Raw genomic sequence first — 26214 nt, 5'->3', positions numbered from 1 at the left:
ATGGGCCGGGTGGCGGCATAGCTGGGGATTATCGCCCAGCCGTGCCCGTCCCCAACCTGTGCTGCCGCCATGCCCATTCTCTCGCTCACCGATGCCCACACCCTGACTGTCCGGGCGCTGACCGCCTGCGGCACCCTGCCCGCCGCTGCCGGCAGCGTGGCCCGCGCCTTGGTGGCGGCCGAGGCCGATGGCCAAGCCGGCCACGGTCTGGCCCGCGTGCCGTCCTATGCCGCCCAGGTGCGTGCCGGCAAGGTTGACGGCGCAGCTTTACCACGCCTGATCCAGACGGCCGCCGCCAGCCTGCGGGTGGACGCGGCCGGCGGTTTCGCCTATCCCGCCGTGGATATGGCTGTGGATGCCGTGGCCGCCCTGGCGCGCCAGATGGGCACGGCGGGCGCGGGCATCCACGCCTCCCACCACATCGGCCAAGCAGGCCTGGTGGTGGAGAGGCTGGCGGACCAGGGCATGGTGGCCCTGGTCATGTCCAACACCCCGGCCGCCATGGCAACGGCGGGCGGGCGTCGTGCCTTGCTGGGAACCAACCCGCTGGCCTTCGCCGCCCCGGTGGCAGGCCGGGCGCCGCTGGTCATCGACATGGCGCTGTCCCTGGTCGCCCGATCCAAGATAGTGGCGGCGCAAAAAGCCGGGCGACCCATTCCGGCCGACTGGGCCGTGGACGCCGATGGCAATCCCACCACCGATCCGGCGGCAGCGCTGAAGGGCGCGCTGGCCCCTATTGGCGGCCCCAAGGGGGCGGCGCTGGCCTTGATGGTGGAAATCCTCTGCGGCGCGCTGGCCGGTGGGCGGTATGGTTGGCAAGCCAGTTCCTTCCTGGATGCCCAGGGGTCCAGCCCCGCCGTGGGCCAGGTCATCATCGCCTTCGATCCCGCGGCGTTCCGCGGCCCTGACTTCGCCGGCCGCATGGGGGAACTGGTTCAGGCCATCGTAGCGGATGGCGCGCGCCTGCCGGGCGACCGCCGCCTGGCCGCCCGCGCCCGGGCACAGACCCATGGGCTGGAGGTGCCGCTGGCGCTGCTGGAAGAACTCAAGGCCCTGGCGGCCGGCGGGTAAAAAGAGGGGGACCGGCAGCGGATGGAACCGGTCCCCCTTCCCTGACGGCATGATCGCGTCGCCCACAGGGAACTGCATGAATTCAACCTCTTAGAACGACACCTTAACCCCGCCATAGAAAGTGCGCGGCGCACCCAGGGTCAGGGTGCGGGCGTCGCTCAACGAGCGGCCCAGGATGTCGCTGGCGCCTGCCGTATCGAAATAGGTGCCGTAGCTGGCGTAACGGCGGTCGAACAGATTGTTGACGCCGCCGATCAGCTGGATGTTGGACAAGATCTGGTAGGAGGTGCGCAGGTCCATGGTCCAGTAGGGCGTCAGCTGGGAGCTCTGGTTGGCGTCATCCCCAACCAGATACTGGCTGCCGTAGTACTGCACGGCGCCGCCTACGCTCCACGCGTCGGTCACCATCACGTCGCCGCCCAGCTTCACCTGGTGGCGGGGGATGCCGGGGATGCGGTCGCCGCTGTGCACGGTGATGGTGCCGTTGTCATCCGCCTGCGGGTTGTTGGGCGAGGCCAGCACGCCGTCGAACTGATAGGTGGCGTCGACGAAGCTGTAGTTCAGGTAGACCTGCCAGCGTTCGGCGGCGAAGGTCAGGCCAGCGTCGACGCCCTGGCGACGGGTCCCGGGAACGTTGGTGTAATAGCCGCGGCCCTGGATGCTGCTGGCCAGTGCCACGATGTCGTTGTCGCTGTCGGTGCGGAACAGGCCCACGGTCCAGTCCAGCCGGCCGGAAAGGATGCCCTGGGTCCCGCGGACGCCGGCCTCGTAGGTGTCGGCCACCACCTGGCGCAGCGGCGGATCCGCCACCAGTGAATTCTCCAGCAGGCAGGGGCGCAGGGGGTCGGCGCAGTCCAGCTCCAGCGGCGTGGGCGCGCGGTTGGACTGGGAATAGCCGCCATAGACGCTGACCCCGCCGCCCAGCTGATAGGTCAGGCCGGCCTGCGGGTTCCAGTGGGTATAGCGGTTGTCGCTGTTCAGTTCGGGCGCCGCCCCACCCCGGTCGCGGGTGCCGATGTCGGCCACGTTCAGGCGCAGGCCGGCGGTCAGCGACAGGGCCGGCGTCAGGTCCAGCGTGTCGGTGACGTAGGCGCCGTAATAGTCGGTGGTGCCGGACAGCCAGACGGGGGCGTAGCCCAGGTTGCCCAGGGTGCGGATGATCAGGCCGGCGCCGGGGATATCGATGGCCTCCCCGCCCTGGGTGCTCACCGACAGGTCGGGGTTGATGATGCCCAGCGTGGTGGTGGCGGTGAAGCGGATGTCGCTGTGGTCGATGCTGCCGCCGGCGGCGAAGCGGTTGCCCAGGCCCATCAGCGGCCGGTCGCTGGTCAACTGCAGCGACCCGCCCACGGCGGTGGTGTCGGTGGCGCTGCGATCCAGGGTGCCGTAGGTGGCGTCGCGGTCGAAGGCGAAGGTGTGTCCCGCCAGGTCGGTGATGACGAACTGGTTGCGGAAAGCAGTTGTCTTTCCGCCCGCCGGCGTACCGAAGGCGTCATCCTCCAGGCATAGCTGGCCGCCGTAGGAGGAGCGCGCGCTGCAGCCTTCGAAATCGCTGTCGTTGCCGTCCACATGCTTCTGCCCGAAATGGCGGCCATAGACATTGCCCTGCAGGGCCCAGCCGGGGGCGATGTCGATCCTGCCGTTCAGGGCCAGCATGCCGCTGTCGTTCTTAGTGGTCTGCGGCCAAGTGTAAATGGCGGTCTCGTCCGCCTGGATCATTTCCAGCGGCGTGGGACCCACGACGCCCAGGCTGGATCGCGCGGCGGCGGCGATCAGGTGCACCTCCGCCGTTTCGCTGCGCCAGCCGGCGTCGGCGTAAAAGCGCTCTACGTCGGAGGCCGACTGCTTGCGCCAGCCATCATCCTTCTCCGCCTCCGCCGCCAGGTAAAGACTGAAGGCCCCCGATTGCCAACCGAACTCGGCCGAGCCCTGGATCCGCCCGTTGCTGCCGCCCAGCAACTCTGCATTCGCGCCCTGAAAGGTGAAGCCGTTCTTCATCTCCAGGGTCACCGCCCCGCCCAGGGCGTTCAGCCCATAGGCCGGGTTGTTGGTCGCCAAGGTCAGGCGGTCGATCGCCACCTCGGGCGCCAGATCCCAGTTCACCGTGTCGCCGAAGGCCTCGTTCAGGCGTACGCCATTCTGATAGACGGCGATGCCCTGGGGCGTTCCCTGCAGGGGGGACACGGTGAAGCCGTGGTAGCGGACATCCTGGAACAGGGCGTTACCCTGGGTGTCCGACAACGCCAGCCCCGGCATCCTCTGGGCCATGCCGTCCAGGATGGACACGGAATGCAGGCGGGCCAAGTCATCCGCCGACAGGGTGGTGGCAGCGGCCGGTACCTTGTCCAGCGGGACGTTGGCGCCCGGCAGGGGGGTCACGCCGACGACGATGATGTCGCTCAAGGTCGGCGGGGCGCCATCGGGGGCCGGGTCGGGCTCGGCCGCCAGGGCGTGGGCGGAACAGGCCAGGGTGGAGCAGGTGGTGCAGAGCAGAGCCAACAAGCCGGCCGGGATGTTTTTCATTATGGGGACGCACCGGTGGATGGAGCTGGTCTTAGGCTAGCCCTGAGGCCAGGGCCCGGCCATAGGCCCCCTTCCCGATTTTCCCGGGAAAAATTCCCGATATCACGGCGGTTGTTGCACCTGGCCCCCAAGCGCCTGTTAGATAGGGGTGGGAGGCGCTGTCCGAAGGTGGGCGGCCACACATTTACCGGCCATTGGGGAACCAACCTCATGTCGCTACGCATCCGCCTGGTCTTGAGCATCGCCCTGCTGTTGCTGGTCAGCCTGGCCACCGGCGCCGCCGCCGCCTGGCTGCGGGCGGAGCGGTCCGTACATACGGAGATGGAGGCGGCCCTGTCCGTGGGCCAACACACGGTGGGCAGCGCGCTGGCCCACCTGGCCGGTCGGCCGGTGCCGGAAAGCCGCAGTGACGAGGACATCACCACCCTGCTGACCCGGCTGGTTGGCGCCTTCAACGGCGACCGTCACCTGAAGGTCAGCCTGCGCCAGCCGGGCGGCGGGGTGGTCGCCAGTTCCCGCCTGGCCGTGCCCGACCATCCGGCCCCCACTTGGTTCGTCCGGTCGCTGGACGTGCCGCAACTGAGCGCCGAGGTGCCCCTGCCCGGTTTTTCCGGCCAGGGCCTGTGGCTGCGCCTGGAAACCGATCCCTCAGGCGAGGTGTCGGAGGTGTGGGGCGAACTGGGCGACGACGCCGTCATGATGCTGCTGTTCAGCGCGCTGGCGCTGCCCATGGTCTATTGGACGCTGGGCCGGGCGCTGCGCTCCGTCGACCGGCTATCGAAGGCGTTCGCCCAGGTGGCGGAAACCGGCATGGAGACGGCGCGGCCGGTGGCGGAGGCGGGGCCGCCGGAGCTGCGCCGCCTGGCCGTCGGCTTCAACCGCATGATCGAGCGCCTAGCGGCGGCGGAGGCGCGCAACCGCCGCCTGCACGAGCAACTGCAGACCATCCAGGAGGAGGAGCGTGCGGATCTCGCCCGCGACCTGCATGACGAGGTCGGCCCCTATCTCTTCGCCATCAATGTCGATGTCACCGCACTGATGGCGGCGGCGGAGCGGGTGGGTGATTCCGCGATGCGCGACCAGGCCCGCTCCGCCCGCGAGGCCGTGGCCCATGTGCAGCAGGAGGTGAAGGCCATCCTGGCCCGCCTGCGCCCGCCGGGCCTCAGCGACCTGGGCCTGCGGGCCGCCCTGGAAAACCTGGCGGCCTTCTGGCGCGCGCGCCGGCCGGACGTGGCCATCGCCGTCACCGTGGCGCCCGGTCCGCACCTGGGTGAAGCGGGGGACACCGCGATTTACCGGGTGGTGCAGGAAAGCCTGAGCAACGCCATCCGACACGGCCGGCCCGGGGCTGTCAGCGTCGGCGTGGCGTCCTGCGCCAGCGGCATCACCGTCGACATCGCGGATGACGGCGACGGACTGCCGGCGGAGGCGCCGCTCAGCACAGGCTATGGCCTGCGCGGCATGGCGGAACGGGTGGCGGCCCTGGGCGGCAGCCTGACGGTGGCAAACCGGCCGGAAGGCGGCGTGCGCGTCCACGCCGTGCTGCCTTCGGCCACCGGCATATCGGCTTTGGCGACCCCGGAAGCGGCGTGATCAGGATGACGGCATCAGGAATGACGGCCCCATGAAGCTATTGCTTGTCGACGACCATGCCATTGTGCGCTCCGGCCTGCGCCGCCTGCTGGCCCCCCTGCCCGGTGTCGCCATCGCCGAGGCCGCCACGGGCCGCGACGCCCTGACCCGCTATCGCGAGGACCGGCCGGACATCGTGCTGCTGGACCTGAACCTGCCCGGCGTGGGTGGGCTGGAACTGCTGCAGCGCCTGCTGATCGAGGACCCCACGGCCTGCGTCCTGGTGTTCAGCATGCATGCCGAAGCGCTGTACGCCTCGCGCGCGCTGGCGGCGGGCGCCAAGGGTTACATGAGCAAGAATGCCGACCCGGATGAACTGCTGGCCGCCATCCGCCGCCTGGCCGAGGGCGGCCGCTATGTGGAGAATGAGATCGCCCAGGAACTGGCGGTGCACGGCATGCCCGCCAGCCATCCGGCGCAGCGCCTGACGGAACGCGACCTGGAAATCCTGCGCCTGCTGGGCGAAGGCCGGGCGCTGGCGGAAATCGCCAGCGAACTGGGCGTGGGCTACAAGACCATCGCCAACACCTGCACCGCCATCAAGGCCAAGCTGGGCGTGGCCCGCACCGCCGACCTGATCCGCCTGTCCATTGAAATGGGCGTGAGCTGACCGGCCCGCCCGCGCGTATTCTCAAGCGAATGGACGTGACGCAAGGGGGTGTGGGATGTTTACGGGACGACAGGCCGGTATTCTGGTCGTGCTGGGGGGTATGTTCTGGCTGTCGGCACTGGCCTACCTGCGCGGCCTGCCCCAGCTTCTGACCGATCCCTTCTGGAACCCGTTGAACTTCGCCAGCACCGTCTCGGTCGCCTGGACCGCCGTGTACCTCATCCGGCGGCTGGCGGGATTGGCGCCGGAACAGCTGATGGCGGGCGTGGGGCTGGTGGGCGCGGTGGTCATGGTCACCGACGGCTTGGTCCTGAACTGGTTCCCCCGGATTTACGGGCCCAACGATACCGTCAGCCGCCTGGCCGGCGCCTGGCTGCTCTGGGGTTATGGCTTCAGCCTGGCCGCGGCCCTGCTCATGGCGCGGGCTGGACAGAGGGCCGCCACGGTTGGCGGCGACGCCCCTGCCCAATCCCCCGCCCAATCCCCCGCCGCCGTCACGCCGCCTTGATGGTGGCGACAAAGCCGCTGACCACCGAGCGCAGGGTGTCGGCCTCGCGGCCCAGCACGTCGGAGGAGCTGAGCACGCTGCGCGCGGCGCTGCCCGTCTCATCGGCGGCGGTGCGCACGCCGGTGATGTTGGACGACACCTCTTGCGTGCCGACGCTGGCCTGCTGGACGTTGCGGGCGATCTCCCGCGTGGCGGCGCCTTGTTGCTCCACCGCCGAGGCGACGCCGGTGGTGATCTGGCTCATGCTGGCGATGGTGTTGGTGATGCCATCGATGGCGGCGGCGGCGCGCGCCGTCTCCTCCTGAATGGCGCCCACCTGGGCCTGGATCTCCTCCGTCGCCTTCGCCGTCTGGTTGGCCAGTGCCTTGACCTCGCTGGCGACCACGGCGAAGCCCTTGCCGGCTTCACCGGCGCGCGCAGCCTCGATGGTGGCGTTCAGGGCCAGCAGGTTGGTCTGGCTGGCGATGTCGGTGATCAGTTTCACCACGTCGCCGATGCGCTGAGCGGCGCTGACCAGGCCGTCGATGGACTGCTTGGTGGTCGAGGCTTCGCGCACCGCCGCCTCGGAGGTGGTGGTGGCGCCCACCATCTGGCGGGCGATCTCACTGATGGACTGGTTCAGTTCCTCGGCCGCCGCCGCCACCGTCTGCACGTTGGCGGAGGTCTCCTCGGCGGCGCCGGCCACGGTGTTGGACAGGCTGATGGTGTCGCCGGCCGACAGGGTCAGGCTATCCGCCGCCCCGCGCAGCGAACGTTCGGCCCCGGAGAACCCTTCCACAACCTGGTCGATGGAGGTGGCGAATTCCCGGGTCGCCGCTTCCAGGCGCAGGCGGCGCTGTTCCTTGGCGGCCTCCTCCTCCCGCTGGCGATCGGCCAGGATATCGGCTTCCTTGGCATTGACCCGCAAGGTCGAGATGGCGCCCGCCATCTCTCCGATCTCGTCGCGGCGTTCCGTCAAGGGGACGGCCAAGTCATGGTCGCCGCCGGCGATCTTCATCACCACCTGCGTCAACACCGACAGCGGACCGGTGACCCGGCGGCCGACAAGCCAGACGATGCCGCCCAGCACGCCGCCTGCGGCCAGCAGCAGCAGGGTGACCAGCAGCAGGGCCCGGCTGGCGCTGGCATGCTGTTCATCGGCCAGGCGGGTCGCCTCGGCGATGGCGGCGTCGCGGATGCCCAGGATGCCGGCCAGCTGGGGCACGCTGGTCTTTCGGTACTCCGTGACATCGACGGGATAGGGCGTTCCGGCCGCGCTGGCCTCCAGCACCTTGGCGCGCATGGCGCCGAAGACGCCCTTATAGCCCTGGCGCGCCGCCTCCGCCGCCTTCACCAGGTTGTCGGGCGTGCCGGCCAGGGCCAGCTGGCCGTCCAGGCGCCCTTCCAGGTCGTCCAGATGCCCCTGCATGACCTGAACGTCGCGCGTGGCCTGCGGGCTCATAGGCTTGCCACTGTTCAGGGCCTGCAACAGCATGGAGGATTGGCGACCGGCATAGTCGCGGTAGGACCAGGCCATCACGGCGATGTTGGCATAGTGCCCCGCCTCCGGCGCGCGCTGCAGCAGCGACCGGCCGGTGGCATTCAGTTCGGCGCCAAGGTCCGCCATGATGGCGAACATGCCCTTGACGTAGGTGTCGACCTCGCCCGCCGGACGGTCCGCCACCGGCTTGGCCAGCAGGGCGTCGACGATGCCGCGCTGGGTGGCCAACCGGCCGTCCAGCGTGGACATGACCGCCTTCAAGCTATCCTTGGTATCGAAATCCTCCGTGACCAGCAGATCGGCCAGGGCCTTGCGCACCGCATCGGACTTGGCGCGCTGCTCCTTCACCGGGGCCAGCGTCGCCGGATCGGCACTGCCCAGCGCCACCAGCGTCGGGCCACGCTCGACCGCCAGATTCTCCGTCATGCGGGTCAGCGCTGCCATGACGCGGGCCAGGCCCTGGGCGTCCGCCGCCGCGGCCGCCACCCGCCATTGCTCCACCGCCACCACGGCGCCCAGCACCAGCATCAGGACGGCGACGCCGCCCAGGCATGATGCGATCAACTTGCGTATGGTCATCGGACGTCTCCCCTCACGGTCCTAGGGCGCTTGGTCCCGCACCCAACGAAACCGCGCCCCGCACCACGGCCGCCATCCCGCAATGGCTAGCCGAATTGGTTAATCCCTACCGTGAAAATTAGGACAAATCCTTGAACAAACGGTTAAGCGCCAACGGCGCCGGCTTTTGGGCCGTCTACTTCTGGCGCGGCGGGTGTAAATCGTTGCCGGCGGCGACCTGGCGCCCCTGGCGCGTGGCTGTCACAGCCTGGCCCAGGGTGCGGGCGGCGTTGCGCACCTCTTCCTGCACCGCCTCGTCCGCGTCCAACTCCAGGTGGTTGGTGGCGTAGGGCTTCCAGTAACCGATGTAGCGGTCCAGCTCCGCCTGGGGCCCCGCCGGCACCAGCCGCATGAAGCGCAGCCAGTCCGACAGGCTGCGCCTCACATTCTCCGCCCCCTCCACGTCGCCATGGACGATGACGGAATACAGACGGCCGGCCAGGTGGCGGGGATAGTCCCAGCCCGCCAGCTCCACCGCCTTGGCCCGCTGGGCGTCCTTGCCCTGGGTCAGGGTGGGGTCGGGATTGCCGCCGTCGGCGCAAACCAGGCGGTCCATCATGAGCTTCACCGGTGAGGACACCTGGTACCAGTTGACCGGCGTCACGATCATCACCCCATGGGCCCGCACCCACATGGGGTAGATCTCGTTCATCCAGTCCTGCGCCTGTCCCAGGGAATAATTGGGGTAGCAGGAACAGGGCCAGTGGCAGAGCGGGGCGGCGGTGGAGAAGCAAGCCTTGCACGGATGGATGTGGCGGCCATACTCGGCGGCCAAGCGGTGCAGTTCCAGCACCTCCACCACCGTGTCCGGCATGCCCTCCAGTACCGATCGCGCCAAATCCACCAGGCGATGGGACTTGGACATTTCGCCCGGGCAGGTGTGCTCGCTGCGCGATGAGCCGCTGATGAGCAGTAAACGGCTGGGGCCGGCCGGATCGTCGTGCTGACGCTGCGCCGCCTGGATGGCGTCGCTGGCGGCGATCCAGTCCACCGCCAGATCGTAATCCGGATCATGGAACCCTGGACCCGCCTTGCGCGTGCGCGGGCTTTTGCGATGGTGGCTATAGGCGTCCCAAGCTGCGGCGGCGACGCGGTCCAGCTCCCCGGACAGGGCATCAAAGACGGGATCCTGGAAAGGCGCCAGGAAGCGGCGGCGGAACTCGCCCTCATCCAGGAGGGGGCTGGGCGTGCCCTTGCGGGGTTGGGTGGGATCCGGCATCGGTCGCTCGCGGAAAGGCTGCCGCCATAACCGGCGGCGGCACGCGGCGGTTCCGGCCTCAGGTCACCAGCCGGCGGCGAAGCAGGCGCCAGGGATGCGCATACCACAGCAGCGCCAGGACCAGCAGGACCGACCCGCCGGCCACGGCGCCGGCCATGGCCGAGTCCAGGATGAAGCCAATGGTGACGGCGGCGTCGGCTGCCATGCCCGCGCCCAGAGGCAGGGTCGCGGCCGTGACCAGGCGGCTGGCCACTGTCAGGAAACGGGGGCTGGCCTCACCGGCGTAAACCAGGCGGTGATAGGCGGCCGGTGCCATCAGCAGGATGATGGACAGGGCGACGCAGCCCAGGGCGGCCGCATGCAGGGCCTTTTCCGGGGGCGACAGGCCGGCGAATGCCCTGGTCAGGACCACGGCCAGCTGAAAGCCCAGCATGGCCTGGGCGCCCGGCAGGATGGTCCGTGCCTCCGTCATCATGAAGGTGATCTTCTGCGCCACGTCGGCGGTCTCATCCCAGCGCAGATCGGCCATCTCCCGCTCCTTCCGGCCATGACGCCCCCGCGCCAGCAGGCCCCAGCCCAGCCAGGCGCCCAGCGCCAGGGCTGCAAACGCCAGGCCCCCGGCCACCCCCGCCGCCGTGCCGTAGACTTGCTCGGCACCGATCAACACGTCCAAGCCCAGGGACAGCGCGAAGGGCGGCAGGGCCCAGTCCGCCATACGGCTGGTCATGTGCGCGACGCCCCGCGTCGCCTGGTGATCGCCGTAAAGGGCGTGATGGATGCCTGGCGCCATCAACAGGCCCACTGCCAAGATCATCAGCAGCAGGCCGGCGATGTTGGCCGCCTTGGCATGGTCCGGCAGGTCGGCGAACAGCTCCTGGAAAACAGCCTGGAACTGGAAGCCCACCAGGACCTGGCAGCCCAGGGTCAGCATGCGGAGTTCATCCAGCCCCGCCTTCACCTTGTGCGTCAGGTCCATGGCGTTCTTTGGCGGCATCATAATTGTTACAGGTGGATGAACGCCGCAGGCCGGCGCTTGTTCCTGCCGCGCCAAAGCCTCGTCTTTCCGCCAGTGCGACAGGACGCCGCAGGCTGGGAACCAAACCGGCCGGGCGTCCGTTCAGGGGGCGGCTCGGTTGCGTTCACGTTCCGAAGCCCAACATCCGAATAAGGGGACCCCCTGCCCCATGCCCCAGATTTTCACGGCATCCGCCGATACCTGGTTGCGCGCTGGCGTGTTGCTGGCCGCGCTGGGCGTCTTGGTCACGGGTCTGCTGTGGGGTGGGGCCATCGGATCCAGCTATATCACCGCCGTGGGCTGGGTCCGCGACCAGCCGGTGCCCTTCAGCCACAAGCATCATGTGGGCGACGTCGGCATCGACTGCCGCTATTGCCACACGACGGTAGAGACGGGACCGCACGCGGGGTTTCCCGCCACCCACACCTGCATGACCTGCCATTCCCAGCTGTGGACCAGCGCCCCCGCCCTGGCGCCGGTGCGGGAAAGCCTGGCCACCGGCACCCCCATACGTTGGCAGCGGGTGGCCCGCCTGCCGGACTACGTCTATTTCAACCACAGCATCCATGTGGCGCGCGGGGTGCCCTGCGTCACCTGCCACGGGCGGGTGGACCAGATGCCCCTGATGATGCGGGCCCAGCCCTTCCAGATGCGCTGGTGCCTGGACTGCCACCGCGACCCCGGACCGCACCTGCGCCCGCCCGATCAGATAACGCGCATGGACTGGCGCGCCTGGGATCGCGAGGGCCACGCCGACTACGGCCCCAACCAGGCCGCGTTGTTCGGGATCAAGCCCGAGCGCATGACCGACTGCACCCTGTGTCACCGGTGACGCCCATGGACCGCACGGCACGCGATACCGTCATCCAGGCCCTCAGCGGCCGTACCGGCAGCGGCCTCTGGCGCAGCCTGGAGGACATGGCCGATACCGCCGCCTTTCGTGATCTGGTGGTGGCTGAGTTCCCGGCCCTGTTGCCGTCGCTGGCGCCCGCCGGCCTGAACCGCCGCGCTGCGCTGAAGGCTATGGCCGCCAGCCTGGCGTTGGCCGGCCTGACGGGCTGCGACGGGCGGCCGGATGAAACGGCCCTGCCCTATGTCACCGCACCCGAGGGCGACGTGCCGGGCGTCGCACGCCATTACGCCACCGCCGTGCGCCTGGGCGGCTATGCCCAGCCCGTCATGGGTAAGACCCACAGCGGCCGGCCGGTGAAGCTGGAGGGCAATCCCAACCATCCCGCCACCGGCGGCGGCACCGACCTGTTCACCCAGGCCGCCCTGCTGGATCTTTACGATCCCGACCGCTCGCAGGGTCCCCGGCGCCGGAACCAGCCCACGACCTGGGCCGCCCTGGACACCGCGCTGGGTGGAGGGGCGCGGGCGGCGGACGCCAGCCAGGGTGAGGGCCTGCGCCTGCTGACCGGCCCCACCACCTCCCCCACGCTGGTCCGCCAGATCACGGCTTTGGCCCAACGCTGGCCCCGGGTGCGCTGGCATGTGCTGGACCCGATGGGCGATGCCTCGCGGCTGGAGGCGGCGCGCCTGGCTTTCGGCCAGCCCTTGCAGGCACACACTCTGCTGGATCAGGCGGACGTGGTGGTGTGCCTGGATGACGACCCGCTGGGGCCAGGGCCCGCCCAGACCACGCTGGCCCGGCGCTGGGCGCGGCGTCGCCTGGCCGGCCAGACCGGCCAGGGTCCCTGCCGGCTGTTCGTGGCGGAACCGACCCCCACCCTGACCGGCGCCCGTGCTGACCTGCGGCTTGTGGCCGGGGTGCAGCGGCTGCCGGCCCTGATGCAGGCCCTGCACGGTGAGACGGCGGACTTGAGCCCTCAGGAGGCCCGCTGGGCGGAAGAGGCCAGGGCGGCGCTGCTGGCTCATCCCGGCCGTTCGTTGATCACCGTGGGGCCCTGGCACGACCCGGCGCTGCAGGCCCAGGCCTTGGACCTGAACACACGGCTGGGTGCGCTGGGCGGCTGCCTGCGCTTCACCGGGCCGCTGGTAGCGACAGCCGCGCCTTGGCATGACCTGTTGCGGGACATGGCCGAGGGCCAGGTGCGCGCGCTGCTGGTCCTGGACGCCAACCCGGCCTATGCCGCCCCCGAGGCCGCCGCGTTCCGCGACGCCCTGGCCCGGGTGCCCTTCAGCCTGCATGCCGGCACGCTGGTGGACGAAACCGCCACGGCCTGCCAATGGCATGCGCCCCTGGCCCATGACCTGGAAAGCTGGGGCGACGCGCGCGCCGTGGACGGCACGGCCAGCCTGATCCAGCCGCTGGTGCGCCCGTTTTACGACGTGCGCGGCCGCCACGCCCTGCTGGACGGTCTGATGGGCGGCGGCGCCACGGATCGGGAGGTGGTGCAGGCCACCTGGCGTCCCGGCTGGGGTGATGACTTTGAGCGGCGTTGGAGCGACGCGCTGGTGCGCGGTTTCATTCCCGACAGCGTCCCGGCTTGGGTGACGCCCCAGTCTGCCGAGCTTCGCGCCAACCTACCCGCGCCCGCCGAGGCGGCATCCTCCGGCGGTCTGACCCTGTTGGTCCGGCCGGATCCCACCCTGTGGGACGGCGCGTCCGCCAACAACGCCTGGCTGCAGGAAACGCCCAAGCCGCTGACCAAGGTCACTTGGGGCAACGTCGTGCACATCAGCCCCCATTTGGCGGCCGAGCGCGGCCTGAGGAATGGCGATGAGGTGCGGGTGGCGGTGGGTGGCGCCAGCATCATGGGTCCCGCCTGGGTCCTGCCTGGGCAACAGGCGCTGACCATCACCCTGACGCTGGGCTATGGCCGGCGCCTGCCCGGCCAGACGGCGGATGGCCTGGGCCACGACGCCTATCCCCTGACCCCGGGCCCGGTGTCGCTGGAGGCCACGGGCCGGCGGCTGGACATCGCCAGCACCCAGCGCCACCACGCCATGGAGGGCGAGAACTTCGTGCGCACGGTGCCGGCGGACCACCCTGTGGTGCCGCATGAAGAGCCCACGCCCAGCTTCTACCCCGATGCGCCGCGTGAGCGTCCGTCCTGGGGCATGGCCATCGACCTGGACCTGTGCATCGGCTGCAACGCCTGCGTCGTCGCCTGCGTGGCGGAGAACAACGTGCCCATGGTGGGGGCGGAGCTGGTGGCCATGGGGCGCGAGATGCATTGGCTGCGCGTCGACAGCTACCACGCGGGCGACGCGGCGGCACCTGCCACCTATTTCCAGCCCGTGCCCTGCATGCATTGCGAACAGGCGCCGTGCGAGATGGGCTGCCCCGTCAACGCGGCAGTGCACAGCCACGACGGCCTGAACCTGCAGGTCTACAACCGCTGCATCGGCACCCGCACCTGCTCGTCCTACTGCCCCTACAAGGTGCGCCGCTTCAACTGGTACGATTATACCGCCGACGCGCCTGAATCCGTGAAGGCCCAGCGCAATCCGGACGTGACCGTGCGCCAGCGCGGCGTCATGGAAAAGTGCACCTACTGCGTCCAGCGCATCAGCGCCGCGCGCATCCAGGCCAAGCTGAAAGGGGAGGCCATCCCGGACGGCGCCATCGTGCCCGCCTGCCAGCAAGCCTGCCCCACCCAGGCCATCACCTTCGGGGATGTCACCGACCCCACCTCCGCCGTCAGCCGCCAAAAGGCCAGTCCCCGCAATTACAGCCTGGTGCCCGAGGCCGGGACGCGGCCGCGCACCACCTACCTCGCCCGCATCGAGCCCGCCCCCACGGACAAGGACGGGGGGCCCGCATGACGGACGCGACGGACACCCAACGGGCCGACACCCAACGGGCCGCCGCCTACGCCCACGTGACGGCGGAGGTGACGGGCATCCCCCTGCACTATCCCCGGCCGCGCGCCTGGTGGCTGTGCTTCCTGCCGGCCTGCGGCCTGCTGGCCGTTTTCTTCACGGCGCTGGGCGTCCTGCTGTGGAACGGCGTGGGCGTATGGGGCCTGAATATCCCCGTCAACTGGGGTTTCGACATCGTCAACTACATCTGGTTCTTGGGCATTGGCCATGCCGGCACCCTGATCTCGGCCATGCTGCTGTTGCTGAACGTCCATTGGCGCAATTCGCTCAACCGTTTCGCGGAGGCGATGACTCTGTTCGCCGTGGTCTGCGCCGGCCTCTACCCGCTGATGCATCTGGGCCGGCCCTGGCTGTTCTACTGGGTGGCCCCCTATCCCAACAGCATGACGCTGTGGCCGCAGTTCAAAAGCCCGCTGACCTGGGACTTCTTCGCCGTCCTGACCTACCTCACCGTCTCCGCCCTGTTCTGGTACATCGGCATCGTGCCGGACCTGGCCGCCACGCGGGACCGGGCCCGCGGCCGCCTGGCCCAGGTCCTGTACGGTCTGGGCGCCTTGGGCTGGCGCGGGTCCGCCCATCACTGGGCGCGCTGGGGCCAGGCCTATCGCCTGACGGCCGCGATCGCCGTGCCGCTGGTGGTTTCCGTGCATTCGGAAATCTCGCTGTTGCTGGCGGCCGGCCCGGTGCCGGGATGGAGTTCCACGGTCTTCCCGCCTTATTTCGTGCTGGGGGCCGCCTTCTCCGGCTTCGCCGTCGTCTCGATGATCGCGGTTGTGCTGCGCGGCGCCCTGGGACTGCAGGATCTGGTGCGGCCCCTGCACCTGGACATGCTGGGCCGCCTGCTGCTGGCCACCGGACTGATGACCGCCTACGGTTACGCGGCGGAGGTGTTCGACACCCTCTATGGCGGGGAAAAGCCGGAATTGTCCCTGCTGGCCGACCGGCTGACCGGGCCGTTCGCCTGGAGCTATTGGGGCGCCGTCATCGCCAACTTCGCTCCGCTGCAGCTGCTGTGGTGGCGGGGGGTGCGGCGGCACCCGCTGGCCCTGTTCCTCATCGGCTTTTCCGCCATGGTGGGCATGTGGTGCGAACGCTTCATGCTGCTGGCCACCAGCCTGCATCACAGCTGGGTACCATCGAGTTGGCGGCCCTACACCCCCAGCTTCTGGGAGGTGGCGCTGTTCGCCGGCATGCTGGGCGTGTTCCTGGTGCCCTTCCTGGTGTTCGTCCGCTTTCTGCCCGTCATCTCCGCCTTCGAGGTGAAGGAAGCGCTGTTCGAGGAAAGCGAAGAAAAGGGAGGCGGCCATGCCGGAGCGTAAGGTCCCCCTGCCGCCCTTCGGCGTGATGGCGGAATTCGACGACGCCGAACACCTGGTGGATGCCGTGAAACGGGCCAGGGACGCGGGCTTCCGTCGGCTGGACGCCTACACCCCCTTCCCCGTGGCCGACCTGACGGAGGCTTTGGGCATCCACGACAATCGCGTCCCCTGGCTGACCCTGGCCGGCGGCATTATGGGTGCCGCCGCCGGCTTCGGCCTGCAGGTATGGAGCAATCTGGACTATCCCATTCCCGTGGGCGGCCGGCCGCTGGTGGCCCTTCCCGCCACCCTGCTGATCACCTTCGAGCTGACGGTGCTGGGCGCCGTGCTCAGCGCCATCCTGGGCATGCTGGTGCTGAACCGCCTGCCCCGCCTGCACCACCCGGTGTTCGGGGTGCCGGATTTCCACCTGGCCAGTACTGACAAGTTCTTCCTGGTGATCCTGGGCGAGGACGCCCGCTTTGGCGAGGCGGCCCGGTTCCTCGGCGATCTGGCGCCCGTGCGGGTGGTGGACGTGCCGCAGACGGAGGGGCCGGAATGAGATATCTGCTGCTGCTGGCGCTGTGCGCGGTCCTGATCATTCTGCTTGTCGGCTGTGATGAGATGACCCACCAGCCCCGCTATCAGGCGGCGGGGCCGGGCCGGCTGTTCCCAGATGGCAAGGCGATGCAGGCCCCGCCGGCCGGCGCGGTGGCGCAGGACGACCGCGCCCGCGCCGCCGCCTTGGCCCGGCGCCCGGCCATGAGTGCGGCGCTGCTGGCGCGCGGACGCCAACGCTATGACATCTATTGCAGCCCCTGCCATGACGTCGCCGGCACCGGCCACGGCGCCGTGCCCGCCCGGGGTTTCCCGGCCCCGCCCAGCCTGCATGAGCCGCGCCTGGTGCAGGCGCCGTCCCGCTATTTCGTGGAGGTCATCACCAGCGGCCACGGCGTCATGTACAGCTACGCCGACCGGGTGGCCCCAGCCGACCGCTGGGCCATCGCCGCCTATATCCGCGCCCTGCAGCTCAGCCGCGACGCGCCGGCGGATGCGCTGGAGGCCACGGACAGGGCTAAGCTCGATGGGGCTAGGCTGGATGGAGGGGCGTCTTGACCGCCCGCCGCTATTTCCCGGCCGTCTGCGGCCTGCTGGTGTGCGGCGGCGTGCTGGCCTATGCGGCGGTGGAACCTGCCGTGGCGCTCGGCGGGTGGCTGGCGGCCTTCGCCTTCTGGAGCGGGCTGCCCATCGCGACACTGATCCTGCTGGCCATGATGCGCCTCATTCCCGGCGTCTGGCGCCAGGGCCTGGCGCCGGGGGCGGAAGCCGCCCTGCCCCTGCTGGCCTTGGCGGCCCTGGCCCTGCTGCCCGTGCTGATCGCACCGCGGGTGCTGTACCCTTGGGCGGATGAGGTCATGGCGGGCTTTCGCGGCTGGTACCTGTCGTCGTGGCCCTTCCGGCTGCGCGGCGCGCTGTTTTTCGCCCTGGCCGGACTGCTGGCCTGGGGGCTGTTGCGGCGGCCGCCGGCGGTGCCTATGGCCATCCTCACCCTTATCCTGCTGGTTCCCTTCCAGGATCTGGTGGCCACCGACTGGCTGATGTCGCTGGATCCGGACTTTCATTCCTCCGGCTTCGGGCTCTACATCCTGTCCATGCATATGGTGACGGCGCTGGCGGTGCTGATCCCCCTGCGGGTGATGGCGGACAAGACGGCGCCCACCGGGGTGCTGGCGGGGGTATGGCTGACGGCGCTGCTGCTGTGGGCCTACCTCGCCTTCATGCATTATTTCATCAGCTGGTCCACCGACCTGGCGCCGGGTGTGCGCTGGTACCAGCGGCGTGGCGAAGGCGCCTGGGCCATGGTGGAGTACGCCGTGGCCGTGCTGGGCCTGCTGCCCCTGTTCCTGTTGTTCTTCCCGCCCATCCGCCGCAGCCGCCTGGCCCTGGCCCGCATGGCGCCCTTCGTGCTGTTGGGCAAGGTGCTGGAAACCGCCTGGCTGGTACTGCCCGACCTGCCCCGCGACCAGGGGCCCGCAGCGGTCGCCGGCGTTCTGGCGTTGCTGGGAATGGGCCTGCTCAGTTGGGTCGGCTTGCGCTGGCGGGAGGTGCGGGCATGAGCCCGGCGCCGGAAACCCGGGCCCCCGAGGCGCGCGACATGTCCCCCCGCGTCGTGCTGTGGTCGGCGGCGGTCCTGGTGGCCTCCGTCGCCGTGGCGCTGGGCATCGTGGCTGGCCTGGTTCATCTGCTGGGCCATGGCCGGGGGCCGACGCCCGTCACCACCCCGCCCCCCGTGGCGGGCGTCCCCCTGGATGAGGTGCCGTACCTGGGCGGCGCCCAGGTGCGGGCGCGAGCGAAGGCCGACCTCACCCGCTATGGCTGGGCCGACCGCGACGCCGGACGCGCCACCATTCCCATCGACCGGGCCATGGATCTGCTGGCTAGGAAGGGTTGGCCAGACCCGGACGACAAGGACACGGAGGCGCCGGAATGACGCGCGCCCTCGCCCTGATCACCGCCGCCTTCTGGCTGGCGGCCTTCGACCCCTTCCAGGCGGCGGGCATCGACCCAAGGCTGGGCGCGCGCGTCCCCCTGGATGGTACCTTTCGCGAGGCCGACGGCCGGGCGGTCAGCCTGGGCGGGCTGGCGGACGGCAAGCCGCTGGTCCTGGTCCCGGTCCTGCATCGCTGTCCCAACATCTGCGGCGTCACCCTGGCGGGCTTGGCCCAGGCCGTCCTGGCGCAGAGATTGCGCCCCGGCCGCGACTTCACCCTGGTGGCCTTCGGTATCGACCCGCGCGAGGGGCCGGATGATGCCACCGCCGACCTAGCCGACCTGCGCCGCGCCTTCCCGGCCCTGCCCGCCGACGGCATCCACGCCCTGACCGGCGCGCGGGACCAGATCCGGGCGGTGACCGACGCCCTGGGCTACCGTTACGCCTGGGATGACCGCATCGGGCAGTACGCCCATGTGGCGGCGGTGGCCATCCTGCGTCCGGACGGGACGCTGAACCATTGGCTCTATGGCCTGTCGCCCGCACCCGACGCGCTGGAACGGGCGCTGGACGAGGCGGCACGGGGTCGGGCTGGCGACTGGGGCCAGCGCATCCTGCTGCTGTGCTTCCACTACGATCCCATGACCGGCCGTAACGGCCCCCTGATCTGGACCCTGCTGCGCACCCTGGGCGCGCTGGTGGCGCTGGGCGGCGGGGGCTGGATCGCCTGGTCCCTGTGGCGCGACCGCCGCCTGGTGAAGTCATGAACCGGCTGCTGACCTTCTGGGGCGGCCAGGCCTCGCACCACGCGCATCAGGTGGACACGCTGTTCCTGGGATTGGCGGCCCTGGCCGTGTTGCTGTCGGCGCCGGTGTTCATCCTGATCCCCTGGTTCGCGGTGAAGTACCGGCGGGGGAAACCGGCCGACCGCACCCATGCCGCCGACCGCAGCGTCTGGCTGGAGGTGTCGTGGGCCGCCATCCCCTTCCTTGCCACCCTTGCCTTCTATGTCTGGTCCACCCGTCTGTACATCGATCTCTACCAGCCGCCGGCCGAGGCGCTGGCGATCAACGCCGTGGGCAAGCAATGGATGTGGAAGTTCCAGCACCCGGGCGGCCAGGCGGAAATCAACGAACTGCATGTGCCGGCCGGCCGTCCGGTGGAGGTCACCCTGGCCTCCCAGGATGTCATCCACAGCCTGTTCGTGCCCGCGCTGCGCCTGAAGCAGGACGTGGTGCCCGGCCGCTACACCCGCCTGTGGTTCACCGCCGACACACCCGGCAGCTACGCCCTGGTCTGCGCCCAGTTCTGCGGCGCCGACCATGCCGTCATGGGCGGCCGGCTGGTGGTGCAGACGCCGGCCGACTATGCCCGTTGGCTGGAGGGTATGGGCACCGACGGTTCGCTGGCGGCGCAAGGGGCCGTCCTGTTCCGCACCCGGGGCTGCAGCGGCTGCCATGGTTCCGCCGGCACCGTCCACGCCCCGCCACTGGAAGGGCTGTACGGGCGCCCGGTGCCCCTGGCCGACGGCAGCGTAGTGACCGCGGACGATCAATACCTGCGCGACAGCATCCTGCTGCCACAGGCCCAGGTGGCGGCGGGCTATCCCGCCATCATGCCCACCTTTCAGAACGTGCTGGGGGAGGAAGATGTGCTGAAGCTGGTGGCCTACATCAAGTCCCTGGCGAACGCGCCACCACCCCCGAGGGATCGCGACGACGGGGGACCGCCATGACCGAGGTCAGCTACCTGGAGCATGGCCACAGCCTGAAGTCCTGGCTGTTGACCACGGACCACAAGCGCATCGCCATCCTCTATTTTCTCTCCATCACCTTCTTCTTCTTCGTGGGTGGGGCGGCGGCGGCGCTGATCCGCATCGATCTGCTGACGCCTGAAGCCGACCTGATGAGCAACGAAGGCTACAACCGCGCCTTCACCCTGCATGGCGTCATCATGGTGTGGTTCTTCCTGATCCCGTCCATCCCCAACACCTTCGGCAATTTCCTGGTGCCGCTGATGATCGGGGCGCGGGACCTGGCCTTTCCGCGGCTGAACCTGCTCAGCTGGTACATCTATATGCTGGGCGGGCTGTTCACCCTGGCGGTGCTGGTGCTGGGTGGGGTGGACACGGGCTGGACCTTCTACACCCCGCTATCCTCCATGTTCGCCAACGGCAACGTCATCCTGGCCGCCACCGCGATCTTCGTGGTGGGGTTTTCGTCCATCCTCACGGGCCTCAACTTCATCGTTACGGTGCACCGGTTGCGCTGCCCGGGCATGACCTGGGGCCGGCTGCCGCTGTTCGTGTGGTCGATCTATGCCACCTCGCTGATCCTGGTGCTGGCGACGCCGGTCCTGTCCATCACCCTGGTGCTGATCGCGGCGGAGCGGCTGTTCGGCGTCGGCGTCTTCAACCCGGCGCTGGGTGGCGACCCGCTGCTGTACCAGCACCTGTTCTGGTTTTACAGCCACCCGGCGGTTTACATCATGGTGCTGCCGGCCCTGGGCGTGATCAGCGAATTGGTCACGGCGGCGGCGCGCAAGCCGGTGTTCGGCTACCGCTTCGTGGCCGGTTCCTCCATCGCCATCGCCATCATCGGCTTCCTGGTCTGGGGCCATCACATGTTCGTGGCGGGGCAATCCATGTACGCCAGCGCCGTCTTCAGCTTCCTCAGCCTCGCGGTGGCGGTGCCCTCGGGCATCAAGGTCTATAACTGGACGGCCACCCTGTATAAGGGGCACATAGCCCTGGACCCGCCCTTCCTGTTCGCCATGAGCTTCATCGGCCTGTTCGTGGTGGGCGGCATGACCGGCCTGATCCTGGCCATGCTGGCGGTGGACGTGCACGTACACGACACCTATTTCGTCATCGCCCATTTTCACTACATCATGGTGGGCGGCACGGTGTCCGCCTACTTCGGGGCCCTGCATTACTGGTGGCCCAAGATGATGGGGCGCTGGCTGCCCCTGGTGTGGGGGCGCCTGTCGGCCATCTTCATCTTCCTGGGCTTCAACCTGACCTTCTTCCCCCAGTTCATCCTGGGGTACCTGGGCATGCCCCGGCGCTATCACGTCTACCCGGCGGAGTTCCAGACGCTGCACGTCCTGTCGTCGGCGGGGGCCAGCGTGCTGGGCCTGGCCTATCTCCTGCCCTTCACCTATTTGCTCTATTCCCTGCGGCATGGGGAAAAGGCACCGCCCAATCCTTGGGGCGCCACCGGGCTGGAATGGACCGTGCCCTCGCCCCCGCCCCAGCACAACTTCCATGAGTTGCCCACGGTGGACGGCCCGCCGTACCAGTACCCGGTGGAACCGGACGCCGAGCGGGAGACAGCCCATGGCTGACGCCGCCCCCAGCCGGCAGCGTGACACCACGCTGATGGGCATGTACCTGTTCCTCGCCAGCGAGATCATGCTGTTCGGCGGGCTGTTCGCCGTGGCGCTGGCCCTGCGCCTGCTGCACCCGCAGGAGGTGGCGGCCGCGTCCCGCCGCCTGCACTACGGCATCGGGGCGGCCAACACCGTGGTGCTGCTGACTTCCAGCCTGGCGGTGGCCCTGGCCGTGGCGGCGGCGGAAATGGGCAAGGTCAAGGGCACCGTGGTGAGCCTGCTGGCCGCCGCCGGCCTGGGGCTCGGCTTCCTGGCCCTGAAGGCGGTGGAATACGGGATGGAAATCCGCGAACAGTTGCTGCCGGCCTTCACCCCGGCCGAGGCGTTCGAGAGCCCGCCGGCCCACCTGTTCATGGACCTCTATCTGGTCGCGACGGCGCTGCACGCCGTGCACGTGACGGTGGGCGTGGTCCTGCTGGCCGGCCTGGCCTGGCGTGTCCATCGTCGCAGCCTGGCCCTGCCGCGCGGGGCCGCAGGCGTGGAGGTGGTGGGCCTCTACTGGCACCTGGTGGACGTCATCTGGGTCTTCCTCTACCCCATCCTCTACCTGGTGCGCTGAGATGAAGGTCGTGGCTCCCCTGATCGCCGTCTGGGCCGCCTTGCTGGCCCTGCTGGGACTGACCGTAGGCGCCAGCCTGATGCTGACCGGCACGCCCAGCCTGGTGGTCAGCCTGGGCATCGCGTCGGCCAAGGCGGCGCTGATCGCCTGGGTCTATATGCAGCTGCGCCGCGAAGGCGGCCTGATGCGCATCATGGCGCTGGGGGCCGCCTTCTGGCTGCTGATCCTGCTGGGCTATCTGGCGCTGGACTACCTGACGCGTTAGCAAGATGCAGAAAAACCCTTCCGTCTGAGTTTCCGTCGTGATTCGCTTTCTCATGACGCTGAAGAGGTGGAGATGCGTGGCGGAAACGTTCGGATGGAAGGCTTGTTTTCGTAGGTGATCTCCGAGACGCGTGTTCCGCCAGGCTATCCGCTTCGGGCGATTCGGGCGATCTGCGACGAGGCGCTGGAGATTCTGTCGCCGGACTTTGAGGCGATGTTGCGGCGAAGTTCCTGGGTGCGATGGTGGCCCAGGCGCGTGGCGAAACTTGTTGTCGGAAGACCACTTCTCGGTGGATGGAACGCTGATCGAGGCCTGGGCGTCGATCAAGAGCTTCCAGCCCAAGGATGGTGGTGGCGAGCCGCCGGGCCCCGGTCGCAACGGGGGAGCGCGACTTCCATGGGGAGAAGCGCTTCAACCAGACCCACGTCTCGACGACCGATCCCCAAGCCAAGCTGTACCGCAAGAGCAACGGCCAGCCGTCACGCCAAGCCTATATGGGCCAAGCGCCGTGCATTCACGAGGTAAAATGTCACGCCCCGTCTAGCATTTTTAACCGTACTACACTATTAGATGGGCTAGCAACGTCGATTGGCGCGCGTTGCGGCTGAAGGGTGCACCAACCAGTTTATCGAGTATTCGGTATAGGTGTCGGTGTACGCAGATATTGAAGAACCGGCATTGCATGAAACACGATGATGATCTTCACTATTTCCATGAGACCGACTACGGAAAAATTTTTAATGGCGATTCCTATCAGTACATAGCAGGACTTAAGGATAGTTCCGTTGATCTGATCATGACCAGCCCACCATTCGGATTGGTTCGCGAAAAAGAGTATGGGAACGTCCCCGCTGACGAATATATCAATTGGTTCAAGCCGTATGCCAACCAGTTTTCACGCATTCTGAAGAATACGGGTAGCCTCGTCATCGATATCGGCGGCGCGTGGAATAAAGGGATACCAACACGCCACCTTTACCACTTCAAGTTAATGATCATGCTGTGCGAGGAATATAAGTTTCACCTCGCCCAGGATTTCTACTGGTGGAATCCTGCCAAGCTTCCGTCGCCTGCTGAGTGGGTTACGGTGCGGCGCATCCGAGTGAAGGACTCAATCAACAAGATCTGGTGGCTTTCCAAAACCGAATGGCCAAAGGCGAGCAACCGTCGTGTGCTCCAACCTTATAGCAACAGTATGAATGACCTGTTGAAGCGAGGCTATAATGCGGGGCTGCGGCCCTCCGGCCACGATATTGGCGATAAGTTCGGGAACGACAACGGCGCGGCAATCCCCTCCAACCTACTCGCGATAGCGAATACGGAAAGTAACAGTGCCTATCAGCGTTACTGCCGCGACAAAGGGTTAAAGACGCACCCCGCGCGCTTCCCAACCGATCTGCCTGAATTCTTTGTGCGAATGCTGACCGACGAAGGCGACTTGGTGCTTGACCCCTTTGCCGGCAGCTGTGTGACGGGTGAAGTGTGCGAACGACTCAAGCGCCGCTGGCTCTGCGCCGAGCTGCGCAAAGATTACCTGCAGGGCGCCCTGGGCCGATTTCAGAAAGATGCTGAACCGACGCCGCGTAAGATACGCGGTTTGAAGGCAGGCAGCGAAGAAGGCGATTTCTACCGCCTCCCCAAGCCGGGCCTATTGTGGGAGGAGCAGACCCCGGATCGGTTGGATAAAGCTGGGGGCCAGAAGACGAAAGCGGAGCCGAAGCAGCCTAGCCTGCGGAAGGCGAAGCCAACATGACGGGCTGGGAACTTAAGGTCCGGCCACGCGATTGGCAAAACGTTGCACTCGAGCGTTGGCGGCCCAACCGGAGAGGCGTAGTGCAGGTTGTGACGGGTGGCGGAAAAACCGTCTTCGCCCAGCTCTGCCTTCTCGAATTCTTCAAAGACGAGACGCTTGGTCAGGCGCTAATCATTGTGCCGACCGTCTCCTTGCTCGACCAATGGTGCATCGCACTGCAGGATGAGATGAATGTCCGGCCGGATCAGATCGGCCTGCTGAGCGGACAAGAAAAACCCAAGGGGGATGAGCCGATTATCGTCGCGGTGATCAACACTGCCCGTAAATTCACAGCGACCTTCGCCAAAGGCAGGCGAATCTTCTTGATCGTAGATGAGTGCCATCGCGCGGGCTCTCCGTCTAATGCGAAGGCTCTGGATGGGGACTTCGCGGCAACACTCGGACTATCTGCCACGCCCGAACGCGAATACGATGAAGGCTTTACCGAGCTAATCGCGCCGAAAATTGGTCCGATCATTTACCATTACACCTATCGCGACGCGGCTGCGGAAGGGATCATCACGCCGTTCTCGCTGATCAATATTCATGTCGACCTTCTCTCCGACGAGGAGGAAAGATATAGTAAACTATCACGCTCGATCGCGCGCTGCATCCGAAAGGGTGGCGTTGCCGAAGGGCAGGAAGAGCGGCTGAAACGCCTGCTCCAGCAGCGGGCTGCGGTGTCGGCCAACGCAACGATGCGAATTCCTGTTGCGATCAAGCTCGTCGAGCAGCATCGAGGCGACCGCGCAGTCATCTTCCATGAGCGCATTGATGCGGCGAATACAATTGTCAACATCCTGAAGGCGCGGGGCCATCGCGCGACAGTCTATCATGCCGAAATCGGGCCAATCGTGCGCCGCGACAATCTCCGTCTCTTCCGCAGGGGGTTATTTGACGTGCTGGTTTGTTGCCGCGCACTTGATGAGGGTATCAATGTTCCCGAGGCCAGCGTCGCAATCATCGCCAGCTCGACCGCGAGCCAGCGTCAACGCATCCAGCGTCTGGGACGAATTCTGCGAAGGGCGAAAGGAAAGACAGAGGCTTCCGTGTATACGATTTTTGCAACTGAAGAAGAAAGGAAGCGGCTAGCGCAGGAGGCCACCAGCCTCGAAGGTACCACGACCATAGAATGGCAACAGGGCAAGATGCAGGCACATGCCTAGGCTGTTTCATAAGAGCGAATGGTTCCACGAACTTTCGCCGAGTGCACTCTCGGAAAGTGAATTTGAGAGCCTACTAATCCAGAATGCCAATATTATCCGCCCCGGCACTTCGATCGTGCCTTACAAAAAGACCGTATATGCGGGTGAGCGCTCGGCGCGCGCCGATCTAGCGGTCATCGCCGACGATTACCGCAAGTGGACGGTCGTTGAGGTCGAGATGTTGCGTCACGATCTACACCGCCATGTCATTCCGCAGATCGACACCCTGCGAAACGCGCTTTATGACCGATCACACGCCGAATATCTCGCTGCAGGGAATCCAAAATTCGACCAAGATAAACTTGCACAAATGCTACGCGGCGAGCCACCCGAGATCCTTGTCCTCGTGAACAAGTATGACGAGGAGTGGGCCCGCGAGATTCGACGCTACGGCGCGCACATGATGGTGTTTGAAATTTTCCGTTCTCCCACATCTAACCGGCATATTTTTGCGATCGACGGCAATCTGCCGGTTCTTGCTCAGAACATTCTGACGGAACTCGCCTTTTGTCTGCTACCACGGTTACTGACAGTGAAATCACCTGCCGCTCTAGATTTCCAGCATGGTGAGCGAGTGATGATTTTTATCGACGAACAGGCTACGTATTGGGAGCGATTTGACACGGCAACCGAGTGCTACATCACACCTGTACACTCGATGCCAATCAGGCCCGGCCAACGCTATGCTTTGGTGCGGGACGATAAGGGCAATTACTCGATTAGACCATTAGCGGCCGCAGGGGGGTAAG

Annotated in this window: 23 protein-coding genes and 1 pseudogene; 20 read left to right on the top strand and 4 right to left on the bottom strand. The window is 67.5% G+C overall.

Features of this window, described 5'->3' with window-relative positions; all coding sequences use genetic code 11:
- Positions 1 to 69 precede the first annotated feature (69 nt).
- Complete coding sequence (locus FBZ87_RS21010; RefSeq protein WP_145612558.1) at positions 70 to 1071, top strand: Ldh family oxidoreductase; 1002 nt, start codon at positions 70 to 72, stop codon at positions 1069 to 1071.
- Between the two features lie 90 nt (positions 1072 to 1161).
- Here the strand turns inward: FBZ87_RS21010 and FBZ87_RS21005 are convergent, their stop codons facing one another.
- A complete protein-coding gene (locus FBZ87_RS21005) occupies positions 1162 to 3594 on the bottom strand; it encodes a TonB-dependent receptor (RefSeq protein ID WP_145612557.1) in 2433 nt (810 codons plus the stop codon).
- 210 nt (positions 3595 to 3804) lie between these two features.
- On the opposite strand from FBZ87_RS21005, the gene FBZ87_RS21000 reads away from it, so the two are divergent.
- From FBZ87_RS21000 to FBZ87_RS20990, 3 genes are read left to right on the top strand one after another with little or no spacing between them, the layout of a single operon-like run.
- Positions 3805 to 5187 (top strand): histidine kinase, encoded by a 1383-nt coding sequence (locus FBZ87_RS21000; protein WP_145612556.1) that lies wholly within the window; start codon positions 3805 to 3807, stop codon positions 5185 to 5187.
- A 31-nt stretch (positions 5188 to 5218) separates the two neighbouring features.
- Positions 5219 to 5836, top strand: a complete 618-nt coding sequence (locus tag FBZ87_RS20995; protein WP_145612555.1) for a response regulator — start codon at positions 5219 to 5221, stop codon at positions 5834 to 5836.
- Positions 5837 to 5891: 55 nt separating this feature from the next.
- Positions 5892 to 6344, top strand: coding sequence for a hypothetical protein (locus FBZ87_RS20990; protein WP_145612554.1), 453 nt, complete (start codon positions 5892 to 5894; stop codon positions 6342 to 6344).
- Here FBZ87_RS20990 and FBZ87_RS20985 read toward each other — a convergent pair.
- The 3 genes from FBZ87_RS20985 to FBZ87_RS20975 form a co-directional block, all read right to left on the bottom strand.
- Positions 6331 to 8403 carry a methyl-accepting chemotaxis protein gene (locus FBZ87_RS20985; RefSeq protein ID WP_145612553.1) on the bottom strand — a complete coding sequence of 691 codons (2073 nt, stop codon included), beginning with the start codon at positions 8401 to 8403 and terminating at the stop codon, positions 6331 to 6333. The genes FBZ87_RS20990 and FBZ87_RS20985 overlap by 14 nt on opposite strands.
- Positions 8404 to 8578: 175 nt before the next feature.
- On the bottom strand, positions 8579 to 9661 hold the full coding sequence (locus tag FBZ87_RS20980; RefSeq protein WP_145612552.1) for a flavodoxin family protein: 1083 nt from the start codon (positions 9659 to 9661) through the stop codon (positions 8579 to 8581).
- Positions 9662 to 9719: 58 nt separating this feature from the next.
- Complete coding sequence (locus FBZ87_RS20975) at positions 9720 to 10637, bottom strand: DUF6328 family protein (RefSeq protein ID WP_145612551.1); 918 nt, start codon at positions 10635 to 10637, stop codon at positions 9720 to 9722.
- 208 nt (positions 10638 to 10845) lie between these two features.
- Between FBZ87_RS20975 and FBZ87_RS20970 the strand changes: the two genes are divergently transcribed.
- From FBZ87_RS20970 to FBZ87_RS20895, 16 genes and pseudogenes are all read left to right on the top strand, one after another.
- Positions 10846 to 11508 (top strand): cytochrome c3 family protein, encoded by a 663-nt coding sequence (locus tag FBZ87_RS20970; RefSeq protein WP_145612550.1) that lies wholly within the window; start codon positions 10846 to 10848, stop codon positions 11506 to 11508.
- Positions 11509 to 11513: 5 nt separating this feature from the next.
- Complete coding sequence (locus FBZ87_RS20965; RefSeq protein ID WP_145612549.1) at positions 11514 to 14408, top strand: TAT-variant-translocated molybdopterin oxidoreductase; 2895 nt, start codon at positions 11514 to 11516, stop codon at positions 14406 to 14408.
- Positions 14405 to 15784 carry an NrfD/PsrC family molybdoenzyme membrane anchor subunit gene (gene nrfD / locus FBZ87_RS20960; protein ID WP_145612548.1) on the top strand — a complete coding sequence of 460 codons (1380 nt, stop codon included), beginning with the start codon at positions 14405 to 14407 and terminating at the stop codon, positions 15782 to 15784. Before FBZ87_RS20965 ends, nrfD begins: the two co-directional genes overlap by 4 nt.
- Positions 15771 to 16325: a DUF3341 domain-containing protein gene (locus FBZ87_RS20955; RefSeq protein WP_145612547.1), complete on the top strand. Its 555-nt coding sequence runs from the start codon at positions 15771 to 15773 to the stop codon at positions 16323 to 16325. The genes nrfD and FBZ87_RS20955 overlap by 14 nt, the downstream gene beginning before the upstream one ends.
- Complete coding sequence (locus tag FBZ87_RS20950; RefSeq protein WP_145612546.1) at positions 16322 to 16879, top strand: c-type cytochrome; 558 nt, start codon at positions 16322 to 16324, stop codon at positions 16877 to 16879. Before FBZ87_RS20955 ends, FBZ87_RS20950 begins: the two co-directional genes overlap by 4 nt.
- A complete protein-coding gene (locus FBZ87_RS20945; protein WP_145612545.1) occupies positions 16876 to 17880 on the top strand; it encodes a hypothetical protein in 1005 nt (334 codons plus the stop codon). The genes FBZ87_RS20950 and FBZ87_RS20945 overlap by 4 nt, the downstream gene beginning before the upstream one ends.
- Positions 17877 to 18254 carry a hypothetical protein gene (locus FBZ87_RS20940; RefSeq protein WP_145612544.1) on the top strand — a complete coding sequence of 126 codons (378 nt, stop codon included), beginning with the start codon at positions 17877 to 17879 and terminating at the stop codon, positions 18252 to 18254. The genes FBZ87_RS20945 and FBZ87_RS20940 overlap by 4 nt, the downstream gene beginning before the upstream one ends.
- On the top strand, positions 18251 to 19021 hold the full coding sequence (locus FBZ87_RS20935) for an SCO family protein (RefSeq protein ID WP_145612543.1): 771 nt from the start codon (positions 18251 to 18253) through the stop codon (positions 19019 to 19021). Before FBZ87_RS20940 ends, FBZ87_RS20935 begins: the two co-directional genes overlap by 4 nt.
- Positions 19018 to 19989, top strand: a complete 972-nt coding sequence (gene coxB / locus FBZ87_RS20930; protein WP_145612542.1) for a cytochrome c oxidase subunit II — start codon at positions 19018 to 19020, stop codon at positions 19987 to 19989. The genes FBZ87_RS20935 and coxB overlap by 4 nt, the downstream gene beginning before the upstream one ends.
- The gene (gene ctaD / locus FBZ87_RS20925) at positions 19986 to 21599 is read left to right on the top strand and encodes a cytochrome c oxidase subunit I (protein WP_145612541.1); all 1614 of its coding nucleotides are present in this window, start codon (positions 19986 to 19988) and stop codon (positions 21597 to 21599) included. The genes coxB and ctaD overlap by 4 nt, the downstream gene beginning before the upstream one ends.
- Entirely contained in the window at positions 21592 to 22203 is a 612-nt protein-coding gene (locus FBZ87_RS20920; protein WP_145612540.1) for a cytochrome c oxidase subunit 3, read from the top strand. The genes ctaD and FBZ87_RS20920 overlap by 8 nt, the downstream gene beginning before the upstream one ends.
- A gap of 1 nt (position 22204) precedes the next feature.
- Positions 22205 to 22468: a cytochrome C oxidase subunit IV family protein gene (locus tag FBZ87_RS20915; protein ID WP_145612539.1), complete on the top strand. Its 264-nt coding sequence runs from the start codon at positions 22205 to 22207 to the stop codon at positions 22466 to 22468.
- A gap of 114 nt (positions 22469 to 22582) precedes the next feature.
- Positions 22583 to 22968: pseudogene (locus FBZ87_RS29830) on the top strand (transposase); the annotation flags it as partial.
- Positions 22969 to 23150: 182 nt separating this feature from the next.
- A complete protein-coding gene (locus FBZ87_RS20905) occupies positions 23151 to 24221 on the top strand; it encodes a DNA-methyltransferase (protein WP_145612538.1) in 1071 nt (356 codons plus the stop codon).
- The gene (locus tag FBZ87_RS20900; protein ID WP_145612537.1) at positions 24218 to 25426 is read left to right on the top strand and encodes a DEAD/DEAH box helicase; all 1209 of its coding nucleotides are present in this window, start codon (positions 24218 to 24220) and stop codon (positions 25424 to 25426) included. Before FBZ87_RS20905 ends, FBZ87_RS20900 begins: the two co-directional genes overlap by 4 nt.
- Entirely contained in the window at positions 25419 to 26213 is a 795-nt protein-coding gene (locus FBZ87_RS20895; RefSeq protein WP_145612536.1) for a hypothetical protein, read from the top strand. The genes FBZ87_RS20900 and FBZ87_RS20895 overlap by 8 nt, the downstream gene beginning before the upstream one ends.
- The last annotated feature ends 1 nt before the right edge of the window (position 26214 follow it).

This window comes from Nitrospirillum amazonense (genome assembly GCF_007828035.1).
Taxonomy (GTDB): Bacteria; Pseudomonadota; Alphaproteobacteria; order Azospirillales; family Azospirillaceae; genus Nitrospirillum; species Nitrospirillum amazonense.
The sequence above is the reverse complement of the archived record's forward strand: the minus strand, read 5'-3'. Positions and strand labels throughout refer to the sequence as shown.